Origin of the sequence: Amycolatopsis anabasis, from assembly GCF_009765355.1 — a bacterium.
Lineage (GTDB): Bacteria > Actinomycetota > Actinomycetes > Mycobacteriales > Pseudonocardiaceae > Amycolatopsis > Amycolatopsis anabasis.
This window is the reverse complement of record NZ_VTHK01000076.1, coordinates 25,603-35,295: the sequence shown is the minus strand read 5'-3', so window position 1 is coordinate 35,295 and position 9,693 is coordinate 25,603. Positions and strand designations below refer to the sequence as shown.

General features: G+C 68.4%; 9 protein-coding genes and 1 pseudogene. 5 read left to right on the top strand and 5 right to left on the bottom strand.

Translation table 11 applies throughout. The features are described 5' to 3' along the window. Positions 1-61: 61 nt before the first annotated feature. Both FXO23_RS45805 and FXO23_RS45800 read right to left on the bottom strand, forming a co-directional pair. Positions 62-751, bottom strand: a pseudogene (locus FXO23_RS45805) (MBL fold metallo-hydrolase); the annotation flags it as partial. 158 nt (positions 752-909) lie between these two features. Next, positions 910-1,845 (bottom strand): hypothetical protein, encoded by a 936-nt coding sequence (locus tag FXO23_RS45800; RefSeq protein ID WP_158894525.1) that lies wholly within the window; start codon positions 1,843-1,845, stop codon positions 910-912. Between the two features lie 1,716 nt (positions 1,846-3,561). On the opposite strand from FXO23_RS45800, the gene FXO23_RS45795 reads away from it, so the two are divergent. The 3 genes from FXO23_RS45795 (at position 3,562) to FXO23_RS45785 (ending at position 5,632) form a co-directional block, all read left to right on the top strand. Beyond that, positions 3,562-3,777, top strand: coding sequence for a hypothetical protein (locus FXO23_RS45795; protein WP_158894523.1), 216 nt, complete (start codon positions 3,562-3,564; stop codon positions 3,775-3,777). After that, positions 3,774-4,880: a hypothetical protein gene (locus FXO23_RS45790; protein WP_158894521.1), complete on the top strand. Its 1,107-nt coding sequence runs from the start codon at positions 3,774-3,776 to the stop codon at positions 4,878-4,880. The genes FXO23_RS45795 and FXO23_RS45790 overlap by 4 nt, the downstream gene beginning before the upstream one ends. Positions 4,881-4,987: 107 nt before the next feature. Beyond that, positions 4,988-5,632 carry a hypothetical protein gene (locus tag FXO23_RS45785; RefSeq protein WP_158894518.1) on the top strand — a complete coding sequence of 215 codons (645 nt, stop codon included), beginning with the start codon at positions 4,988-4,990 and terminating at the stop codon, positions 5,630-5,632. 119 nt (positions 5,633-5,751) lie between these two features. On the opposite strand, the gene FXO23_RS45780 is transcribed toward FXO23_RS45785, so the two are convergent. Then, complete coding sequence (locus tag FXO23_RS45780) at positions 5,752-6,099, bottom strand: hypothetical protein (protein WP_158894516.1); 348 nt, start codon at positions 6,097-6,099, stop codon at positions 5,752-5,754. A 28-nt stretch (positions 6,100-6,127) separates the two neighbouring features. Here FXO23_RS45780 and FXO23_RS52425 point away from each other — a divergent pair, with 28 nt between their 5' ends. Beyond that, positions 6,128-6,586, top strand: coding sequence for a pyridoxal-phosphate dependent enzyme (locus tag FXO23_RS52425; RefSeq protein ID WP_281356734.1), 459 nt, complete (start codon positions 6,128-6,130; stop codon positions 6,584-6,586). A gap of 25 nt (positions 6,587-6,611) precedes the next feature. Continuing rightward, positions 6,612-7,082: a pyridoxal-phosphate dependent enzyme gene (locus FXO23_RS52420; protein WP_281356733.1), complete on the top strand. Its 471-nt coding sequence runs from the start codon at positions 6,612-6,614 to the stop codon at positions 7,080-7,082. A gap of 210 nt (positions 7,083-7,292) precedes the next feature. Here FXO23_RS52420 and FXO23_RS45770 read toward each other — a convergent pair whose 3' ends face one another. Continuing rightward, positions 7,293-8,129 (bottom strand): alpha/beta fold hydrolase, encoded by an 837-nt coding sequence (locus FXO23_RS45770; protein ID WP_218952362.1) that lies wholly within the window; start codon positions 8,127-8,129, stop codon positions 7,293-7,295. A 1,025-nt stretch (positions 8,130-9,154) separates the two neighbouring features. After that, positions 9,155-9,693: peptidase inhibitor family I36 protein (locus FXO23_RS45765; RefSeq protein ID WP_218952361.1), on the bottom strand; the 539-nt coding region annotated here is incomplete at its 5' end.

The window sequence follows — 9,693 nt, the reverse complement described above, 5'->3', positions numbered from 1 at the left end:
CCACATGCCGATCATCGCAGCACGACGACCACCACCCGACAGCGGACCTGACTAGTTACAAGGTCGACTCGATCACCAGGAGGTCGGCGCGGTCGGCCAGTGCGTACACCCCATCGCAGAGCCGGGTGTCCATCACGAACGCGAACCGCTGACCGGGCCTCGGCTCACTCACCTGCTCGAGGCTCACCTGCCGACCGCGGTGCCGTAGCACGCCTTCGCGTTGCAGCCTTCCGACATCCGGCCCGGCGATGCCCAACCGGGCCAGTTCGTCGGGCAGCATCCGCCGGCCGTCCGGCTCGACCAGTCGGTAACCGAACGTTTCGATCCGGTGGTCCAGCCGACGCGCCTCGAGTGTGCCGAACGGGCCGGTGGCCACCGGGCCTTCCCGTTCGACCGGTTCCTCCCGCAAGGCGGCCACCTCGTGGAACGAGGCCGCGTACCGCAGCCCCGGAAGAACTCCGTCCCGGAGGCCGGGTAGTGGGCGACCACCTGCTGTGGCGCGTGGTCCAGCGACAGCCGCTGAACCACGCCCGGAACACCGAGGCAGTCGATCGCCATGGAAGTGTGTCACGCAGATGCGGTCGACCTCGTGCCCGCTGACCCCGGCGAGCAGCATTTGCCGCTGGGTTCCCTCACCGGGGTCGAACAGCAGCCCGGCCCCGTCCCAGCGCAGCAGGTAGCCGTTCTGGTTGCGGTGCCGGGTGGGCGCTTGGCTCGCGGTGCCCAGTACGACCAGCTCACGCATCGACACAACCTGAACCATAGATCACCAGCCTGCGGCCCAGCGCGGCTTGAACCAGATACGCGCACGAGATGCGCGGTTCGCTGGACCAGCTGCACCGCCGAAGAAGACGCCGCGCTGCCCGCTGTCGAGGAGACGGTCGAAGTCGCGGTTCCCGGCTTGGCCGGTTAGCGGGTCGGTGTGCTCGGTGGCGGTCTTGTGCATGCCGGGGCGTGGTCGTGGGCAGCGGTGAGGTCGGGGTGCTTGTTCAGGTAGGCGCTGAGTCCCGGGCCGCCTGCTTCCCAAGGCGAGGCCGCCACGATCACGAGCGTGTAGAGGGTGTCCAACTGGTCGCCGGGGAACAGGACTGCCTCGCGGGAGTACGCGGACAGGTCGGTCAGCGATTTCGCCAGGCTGGTGTTCAGGTCGCCGTACAGGGCTCGGGTCGGTTCCGTGGGGCCGGGGCCGACGGCCTGGATGGCACTGTTCGCCTTGGTCATGATCGGGATGACTTGGTCGAGCCACTCGAACAGTCGTTTCCGGTCAGCGTCGCTGCTGCGGGGATGGGGGATGTCCAGGAACCCGGGCATCAGCGCGAAGTGCTGTGTCGCGGTGCACAGCTGGCCCATCCACGTGACCACCGCCGGGTCGGGCGCATCCGCCGCCGGAGGCGGTGCTGGTTCGCCGGCACAACCAACTACGAGGACAACGGCGCCGAGCAGCGTGGTGGACAAGGAGCGGACCATCGGACCTCCGGTTTGGGAGGTGGACAGCGTGCCCCGCGTGGTCCGGGAGAGGACCCGAACACTTGGCCGGGACGAGTCCAAGCCGCTGTCGAGGTGGGGGAAATCCGGGCGGCGGAGCTGGTGGATCCGCAGGGTCCGCGCCACCGGTGAACGTCCCGCTGAGGACCCATAGCACGGACTGATCAGGGTGGCGGCTTGCCAGAATGATGGGTCCGCATCCAGTCCTGACCACCACGTCCTGCGGAAATCAGGGGTCTCGACCGGCACCAGCACCTTCGGCAAGGTGGCCCGCGCGACGCCGACAACATCCCGCGCCCACCCCGCGAGCGTGTCGTGGACGAACGCCATCTCGTCCGCGACGTCCCGTCGCGCGAACACCCGGCTCTACATCGGACACCGCGGCGCGCACGTGTTTCCGGCGAGTCGCTCATCCCCGTGCCGGGGGCTGGGCACGGGATCCTCGGCACGCGAGGGGGGAGAGAACGTGCCGAGGATCCCGTGAACCGGACCGCGCTCCGTAGCCGGGGAGAGCGGGGCGGTCGCCTGGCCCCGGGGCGGCGCCCGGGGAACGAGCCTGAGGATGGGGTCCTGTTCCTTATGAGACTGTGTCACAGCATCGCGAGGCTGTGGGTCGTGGTCCAGGTCCATGAGGCTGAAACCCGGGTTCGAGAGCGGTCACCCGGTGTCGCGTGGCCGCACGGTGGCCGGCGCGGTGCGGGTGGCCGTGGCCGAATAGCCGGGCTGAAGAATCGTGCAGTTGCACGTGCGTACCGCTCATCGTGGTCCCCCACGCGTGTGGCGAGAGGCGGGGTGTTCCGCTGCTGGGTGGCGATGTGGAGATCGTTTGTCGAGGTCATCACTCGTTTGGCCGTGCCGCTGCACTGTCGGGCGGATGTGCGTTTACCGACGAGCCAGGGCCGGTCACCGCTGGCTGGCCGGAAACGGTCCTGATCGTCGGGGGGACCTTCTAGTCTGCAAGAACCGCACCGGATCGGGCGGAAAGTAAAGAGCGGGCGGCCTCTCGCGCCAGAGAAGCCGCCCGCTGCTGGGGATCCAGAGTTGGGCCCTGGTCGCCAGCGAAGTCCGATCCGGTGCGGCTGGATCCGGTTCCCGGCCGGTCACCCGATCGGGAACGCGTTTGCCGCTGCGGAAAGGACACGTGTGTGACGTTAGAAGAACCGATGCGACCACATCCACCACCGCACGCCGACCAACCCTCGACACACGCCGAACGGTCGGTCAGGGACTAGCGTCACCGATCAGCCCGGCCGTACCCCGCCAGGGCGGCGCCGCCTGGAGAGGACGTTGAACCGATTCCTTCAGCCCGGCCCTGGTGTCCCGGCGCGGTGGTCGGGCAGGTGCGTGGGCGCCGTCCCGGCAGGCTGTCCGGGCGAGGTCATCGCGACTCCCGCGCGGCCGCCGGCACGGCGGGCGAAAGCGTTGTGCCGATTCATGTGGACGCGTTCATGAGAAGTCATGAATACCGTGAACCCCCAGTGGCTGGTATTCCCCAGGCTTTTCCGTCGCGTGGCACACAACGGGGGTGAGGACGGCGGCTCGCTGTAACGAGCCCGCCGTTGCCTCACCGTCTCGTCAACCCGGCCCAACGGGATGTACCGAGAATCTTGCGATCGAGACATGCCTCCGAGCGCACATCTCGACCACGCGTTCCAATCTCGTCAACATCGGGCCGTGAGCCAAGGGCGCCGGACAGGTTCGGACACGGCCTGGACAGCGGGGGCGACCTGGTCGGACACGCTTCCGCGCACGCCACGGACCTCTGGATCACATGCCGCAACGATCCGATTACTGTGCCGCGGGTCACACTCCAGTGAGTGTGGAGTCCTTATCGGGATGGATCACTCACCCGGCCTAGCGGTCCGGGCGGTTTATCAGAGTCGGACTAATCCGGACACAGATTCTCTTGAGAAACGCTCGATGACCTGTGAAGTTCGCTTGTGGATGAAGCGTAACCCCGCTCGCGTGAGCCGGTGGCTGTAACCGCTCGGCGTTCCCGGCGCGACACGAGGGTTCGCGCGATCCCCGGCCCAAAACGGAATACCCCACACGAATGTACCGAGAAAGGTAAAACTGTTGATTGTTCTCTGGTTGCTGCCTGTCTTCCCGCGGCGGCGATGCGGAGCCGTCGTCGCCACAACCCAGGTACCGCTCGCCCTGGGGGCGATGGTGTTCGTGGCCGCGCTGGTGCGGACCGGGCAGGAGCTCGCCGCGGCCACCGTGGCCGCGCTGCTGCTGATGAACGCCGGTCTGCCCCGGCGTTCCCGGGTGTGCCCGCCGGAGGCGGTGTGAAACCGTCCTCCCCCTCGGAGGTCGGCCGGCCCGCGCCGTCCTCGGCCGAGGTGTCCTACGTCAGCGCGCTGCACCAGGCGGTCGCCGAGCTGTCTCCCGACCGGCGCCTGTGGCAGATCGTGCGGAAGCTGCCCGACACCCCGCACACCACGATCGTCACCGCGTGGGACCCCGGCTCCCGGGTGCTCAAGCCCTGGGCGATCTACCGCGAGATCCTGCACGTGTGCGGCGCCTCCCCTGAGGAAGAACGCGTCCTGATCAAGCTGTATCAGCGCGCGCTGCGGCAGCTCTTGAACGACAATCCCTCCCCCGAGTTGGCCACCGAGCACAACCTCACCGTCCTGCAGCTGCTGCTGGTCGAGCGGGAACGGACGAGGACCACGTCCACACCGGTTCCCGAGCCGCCCGCTCCGGAACCGGCGACCTCGCCGCTGCTCGACTTCGCCGAACGCATGGGAGGACCGAATGCTCGAAAGGCAGTAGAAGCAGTGATCTCCGAGAGGCCGGACGAGGTGGCGCTGCCGCCGGAGCTGGCCGCCATCACCACCGAAGAGGAGTTCGTCGCGCACCTGAGCCGGCTCCGCAAGCGGCGCAGTCACAGTCTGCGCGGGCTCGAGGACGCGATGAAGAAGATCGATCTCCCGTCCGCGATCAGCAAAAGCACGCTGGGCGACTACGAGAAGAAGGGGCGGATGCCCCGCGACGAGGTGCAGATGACCACCCTGCTCCTCGCGCTGCTCGGCGAACCGGCGAACAGCCCGACCGTCCGGGCCTACTTGCAGGTGTGGAAGAAGATCCGCGACCTGGGCCCGCCCCCATCCCCCGAAAACCCGACCCCGCCGGCGACCCCGTCCGGCCCGGTCAGCGACCAGGAGCCCAGCACGATCACCATCCCGCAGGATCCTCAGCCCGACCGGGATCCGGTGCCCACCGAGGAACACCACACCCCGGCCACCGCGGACGCGGCCGCCCGCCGCTGCCCGCTGCTGGGAACCATCCGCTCACCCCGGCTCTGCTGGTTCCTGTTCCTCACCGGCGTCACCGCTCTCGTGATCATGGCCATGATCGCGGGCGTGTGGCTCAACCGCGCCGGCGTCTTCTAGCCACCACCCCCTGGCCGTGGGCCCGCTCGCCACGGGCGGGCCCACGGCCACCCTTCCCGCACGACCAACCACGCACGCGCCCACCCGCAGAGGAGGACACGACGACCATGAACAGCCCCACCGGAAACTTCTCCGCGCGCCGGACCCTGCTCCGCGCCGCCGTACACAGCGAACGCGCCCTGGCCTGGCTCCCCGACGACCACACCGCCGCCCACCACCGCGCCCGCGACATCCTCACCGGACTCGCCCAGCACTGCCGCACCGCCGCCGACGCGCTGCTCACCGACCCGACCCTGGCCACCGAACCCGACTGGTCGGCCCGATTCCGCACCGTCACCCAGCTCGCCGACCACGCCCGCGACATCGTCGCGCTGCTGCGCGGCACCGTGTTCTCCACCCCCGGCCCCGACCACCACGACCAGCGATGGGACGAAATCGAAACCCTCTACCAGCAAGCCCGCCACCTCGCCGCGGCCATCCCCGAAGTGGTGCCCCGCCACGACCACAACACCATCCCCGGCTCCCAAGCCATCTCCCTCGCCCGGCTGGCCATCCACCACGCCGCACTCTCCGGCGCCGCCGCCACCATCCGCCACGCCCTCGTCGCCGCGGCCGCCCTGCCCTACCCCGACCCCCGCGTCACCCAACTCACCGCACTCGCCCGCCAACTCGACCGCCACGCCATCGACCTGCACACCCACCACCACACCCACCGCGAACCCCGCACCACCGCCGCCATCCCCACGCGCTGAACCACCGGCGTAACCGCGCCTGGATCTCAAGAACGGGACTGTTGCTCGGCGGCGCGAAGCCGATCCCGGATACCGCCGAGTTGCGGTCATGCCCTGCAGTCGCAGCTCCGACATCCGCCTTATATAAGAAGCGGTGTGCCGCGAGCGAGCGCGGAGCCACCAAGGTTCGATCGGGCTGCGGGTGCGGCTGGGTCAAGCTGAGGAATTCGCCACGGCCGGGGCCCCGGGATGTCGCCCCGGATCTGCGCGGGCACGGCGAGAGCGAGTGGTCGCCCGACGGCGCCTATGACGTCGACCTCTTCGCCGACGACGTGCGCGCACTCGTTGCGATGTGCGGATGCGATCGCGAAAGGAGTCGATCGCGCGGCGCGCAGTTCCGGGTGTGCTCCGACCTTGTCGAGGTGGTGACGCTCTGAGCCCGCATCGCCGGGCTGGAAGTCGGCCAGGTACATGGTGTTGACGGTCAAGACGGCACCTTCTGGATATGATCTTGGCGTGCTCAAGACGCGTCTTGATCTTGACCGGATCGACGCGGCCCGCCGCGTGATCGACCCCATGTACCTGAACACTCCGATGTACCGGTGCGATGCGCTGGGACGCCGGCTCGGTTGCACCGTGAGCATCAAGCTGGAAACGGTGAACCCGGTGCGCAGCTTCAAGGCCCGGGGTACCGAGCTTGTTGCCAGCCTGCTGAGCGAGCAGGGCCGGACTGCCGTGGTGTGCGCCAGCGCCGGCAATCTCGGCCAGGCGCTTGCTTGGTCAGGTCGCCGCCGTGGCCTCGACGTGACGGTTGTGGCATCTGTGCGGGCACCCGTTGCCAAGCTCGATCGGATCCGCGCGCTGGGCGCGGAACTGGAACTGGTGGACGGCGACTTCGAAATGGCCCGCGAGCGAGCTGTGCGTATCGCGCACGAGCGCGGTATCCGGTTGCTCGGGGACAGTCTGGACATGTGAGGGCGCCGCGACGATCGGCCTCGAGTTGGCGGGCGCGGAATCCACCTTCGACGCTGTGCTGATCGCCCTGGGTGGCGGTGCGATGGCCACCGGCGTGGGCTACGTCCTGAAAACCTTGGTGCCCGGAGCCGAGGTGATCTGCGTGCAGCCTATGGGTGCGCCGGCGTTGACCCGCTCGTGGCGCGAGCGCCGCCTCGTCACCACCGAATCGACCGACACCATCGCCGACGGCGTCGCCGGACGGTTCCCCATCCCAGAGGTCCTGGACGACCTGCTCGCGGTGGCTGATGATGCCGTCCTTGTCCGCGAGTCGTCGATCATCACGGGGATGCGGTTGCTCCTGGAGCACACGGGCCTGGTCGTCGAGCCCTCAGCCGCCCTCGGTGTCGCCGCCATCTTGGAAGACCGCGACCGTTTCGACGGCCGTCGAGTCGTCACCGTGATCTGCGGCAGCAACGTCGACCTGGATGCCTATCACCGCTGGGTTCGTCGGTAACTGCGCCGACCCACTCTCATGCCCGCATAGAGCGCGTTCGCCGAACACTCGCTATTGCCGATGTGCGTGGGTCTCAAACGGTTACTCGCTCTACGATGGCCTAGATCAGTCGCAGTTGTGCCTGCCCCGGGCTTGGCGGTGGGGTGCTGAGGGGCGCGGGGACTGGATGTCTGCGTAACGTGCCCATCGGGCGGTGGCAGGGGCGGCCAGTTATGTGAGGAACTCGCTGACTGTGGTGAGCCAGGGCTCGGGTTGGTCGATGTGTGCCATATGCCCGGCGTCGTCGAGGATGACAGTGCGGGTGGCGGGGATCAGGGTGGCGGTCTGCTCGACCAGCGTGGCCGGGAAGGTCATGTCGTGTCGGCCATGCAGCAGCAGAATCGGAATACCCGAGTCGGCCAGCCGGGATGCGGCGTTATCGCACCACGCCGAGGGCAGCGTGCCGGCCCGCCACGGCCGCATCCATTCGGCCGAAAACCGCACGCGCCGAAGTCGGGCCAGATAGTCGGGCAGCGCCGCCTCGCGCCACACGTTCGCCGGCGCTGCGGCGGTGGCCGCCTGCCGGGTCAGTTCCGGCCCGGACAGCGCGGTATCCGCCCAGACGGCCCTTTCCGCCGCCTGGCTGCGGTCGCGTTCTTTCCAGCCCTGGAACGCGTTGTCCGGCACCGGAAGGACGCTGCTGGAGGCGATGATCAGCCGCCGGACCCGGTGGGGTGCGGCCAGCGCCAGGCGTTGAGCCAGCAGCCCGCCGTAGGAGAAGCCGAGAACATCAGCACCGGCCACACCGAGGACATCCAACAAGACGGTCAGATCGTCGATCACGGCGTCGGGGGTGTACTGGTTGTCGGCCAGCCCGCGGGTGGAGCGTCCGCAACCGCGCAGGTCGGGAAGGATCAGGTCGTGCTGGCCGGCAAGACGTCCCAGCGGTTCCCGGAGATAGCTGTGGTCCCAGTCGGGACCACCGTGGATGACCAGGACAGCCTTGTCGGCGGGACCATCGGTCCGCGCGACGAACAAGTTCACCCGCGGATCGACACGCACCGCCACGAGGGTTTCCCTCCACACGCGGCGAGTCTGTCATGCACCGACACCGTGGCAGCGAACCGGATCGAGCGCTGACGCGATAGTTCGGCCGCCCTGGCCACCGGAGCGCACAGTCATGCCGCTGATCGCGCACAACCCGAACATCCGCTACTGCCGAGTTGGGCGTGTTTGGTCTCGCGCGCTGGTTGTGGCGGGATACTCGGGCGATGGAGCGCGGGCAGGGATACGCCGCGGGTGGGGTGGCCAACTCGGTGTCGGGCGATGTGTCCGGGCCGGTGCTGCAGTCGGGCGCGATTCGGGAGGCGCATTTTCACGGTTCGGGGCGGCGCCCGGTGTCGTTGTCGGTTTGGGGTGGTGCCGCCGCTGGCGGCTCGTTCCAGCAACGGCGGCAGTGCCGGCTGACGCCCAGGACACGTACCGTTCCAACCTCGGGTACTGGCAATGCCTTGACCAGGCGCAGCAACGTCATCCGGGACACCGCGATCGTCGGCTGGCTGGCCAGCCGAACTCCGGCTCGGACTCCCGCGGCGAGCGCAATCGCTTCCAGTCGTCGGTAAGGGACCGTCAGATCCGGAACCTGCTCAACAAACCTCCTCCGCCCACACCGGTTGTGGTCACAGAAGAAACGCCGCACGCGCACATGGATCATCACTTCCTGACCGGCGACACCTGGCGGGCACCGAGCAATGGCTCAAATGCTGCCTCGTGATGGCACACGAACACGACAAGACCGCGTGTTGCAGCCCTACGTCACCTGGATCGTCCTGCGCCGACTCCGTCGCCGAGCCGAGATCCGTGGCCTGACCAAGTCCAGCGTCGCCTTCACCCGGTCGGCGCGGTCGCCGCGGTCTCGGGGCACTGGTTGGAAACCCGCTCGATGAGCGAGTGGCGCCTCGCCGGATACTTGACCACCTATGTCTGGGGCGCGCTGCGGGCCGCCCTGTCCTCCGAAGGCATCCCCGTCGAGCTGGAGTGACGCACCGCGGGGCCCGGGCGCCGGGGTGCCGCCTCCGACGCCCGGTCATCCGCTAAATCCAGGAGTAGATGGACGACGCCTCATCCGCCTGGTCTGGCGGCAGGTTCCAGTAGCCGCCGTAGGTCGAACCCGCGGGGAATCTCGGGGATCCCGCCTGGCCATTGATGTCGAAGTACCACCAGAACTTCGTGGCGGTGTTGTTGACGAACGAGGACATCTGGTCGTTGAAGTCGCCGCTGTGCCCGCGCTTGTTGGGGCCGTAACAGGTGCACTTCTCTTTCCCGAGCCAGTCGTTCCACACCCGCACCCCCGGCGGGGGTCCGGGGAGGGCGACGAACTGCCCGCCGGCGTCGATGTCCTCGTACAGGCAGATCAAGTTGGCGGGGCAGGACGTGGCCGCCTTCGCACGGACGGGGGCGAGCCGGGCTTCCGCGTAGTCGGGCTCTTGAACGCTGGTGACCGCACCGTCCTGCTGGTGCACCACTCCCGTGCGCACCGGCAGGATCGCTTCGTCCGACGCCTCGGCGGGAGCAGCCATCGCGAAAAGGCCGGAAACCGCCGCTCCGGTGGCCACGAGTCTTCGCACGAACA